This is a genomic window from Streptomyces triticirhizae (assembly GCF_003696235.1).
Lineage (GTDB): Bacteria > Actinomycetota > Actinomycetes > Streptomycetales > Streptomycetaceae > Streptomyces > Streptomyces triticirhizae.
The window spans coordinates 1-1,325 of record NZ_RFFJ01000392.1 but is presented as its reverse complement, the minus strand read 5'-3'; the positions used below and the strand labels follow the sequence as shown (position 1 = coordinate 1,325).

Below are 1,325 nucleotides of genomic sequence, written 5' to 3'. Positions count from 1 at the left end.
GGCAGCGCGCCGGCCAGCCCCTCGGCCAGGGTGACGGACTCGGCCGCCTCGCCGGCGGCGGCCAACGCGGTCAACGCGTCCGGCAGCGCCGCCGTCAGCCGGGCGCTGTCCAGCAGCTGGGCCAGCCGCGCGGCGGCGTAGGCGAGGCCGCCCACCCCGAAGAACCCGCCAGGACCGACGGCGCGCGCCAACTCCGGGTGGGCGGCGAGCAGTCGGAGCGTGTCGGGCAGGGGACGGGTGACGGCGTCGGCCGCCGCCGACAGATAGCGGCCCCGGCCGGTGGCGTGCCCCAACTCGGCGAGGAACAGGGCCGTTCCGGGGTAGCCGTCGGCCAACGAGGCGCCCTGCGGGCCGAGATACCAGCGGTTGTCGCCGAGCAGATGCAGGCCGAGCCAGTTGATCCGGCCCTCGTCCGCCCGGGCGAGGGCGAGCAGCCGCTCACCCACCCGCTCCGCCAACGCGAGGGCCTTGCCGGCCTGGACCGGACCGCCGGCGCAGGGCGCCGGCGGGGCGGGAGTGCGCTCGGGTGGGGCAGGGACGGGCGGCACCACCGGGCGAACGCGTGCACTCGACTCCACGGCAAGGCAGTTGGAAAGCTGCGGGCCAGCGCCGGGCGGACGGCCCAAAGGACTCCCCTCAGGCACCGCCCCGACAGCAACGGCACCCGAGGCGGGCGGGGCACCGGGCGCCGGCGGGACGGGCGGCGCCCCCGCGCGGGCGTGTGAACCCGGCCCGCCACCAACGGAGTTGGCGGGCAGAGGAGCGCAGCCAGGCGCCGAGGCGCGCCCCGTGGCGGACGGCGCGGACGCGCCTGACACCGGCGGAGCCGAGGCGCCCTCGGGCGGGGCTGAGGCGGGCGACGCCTGCGGGCGGATACGCGAACTCGACTCCACGGGACGGTAGTTGGGGAACTGCGGGCCAGCGCCGGGCGGGCGGCTCGAGGGGCTCTCCCCGGGCACCGCCCGGACGGCAACGGGCGCGGGTTCGTTCTTCCCGTCCCCGGACAGCGGCCCGGGGCCCCGGCGGGCACCACCGGCCTCCGCATCGGTAGCCGCCTCCGAACTCCCCCCAGCAGGCGACGCGTTGCCCGCACCGGCCTCGGGATCCGCGAGGGAGTCGTCGCCCGCCCCGCCGAACTCAGCGGGCCGGGGCGCCGACCGAAGGTCATCGCCACCGACGGCGGCCCCCTCGTCGGCCTCCCCCGCCGCGCGACGCCCACGCGGCACCCCCTCGCCGGAGGCGCACGCGCCCACCGGTCCGGGCACCGGGCCGGCCGCCCCGTAGCCCCCGCCCTCGCCGTCGGCAGGCCGCCCCGCAGGGCCCTC

General features: G+C 79.5%; 1 protein-coding gene. It reads right to left on the bottom strand.

Features of this window, described 5'->3' with window-relative positions; translation table 11 throughout:
- A partial coding sequence (locus EBN88_RS31040) for a lanthionine synthetase LanC family protein (protein WP_325052796.1) occupies positions 1–458 on the bottom strand: 458 nt, incomplete at its 3' end.
- Positions 459–1,325 lie beyond the last annotated feature (867 nt).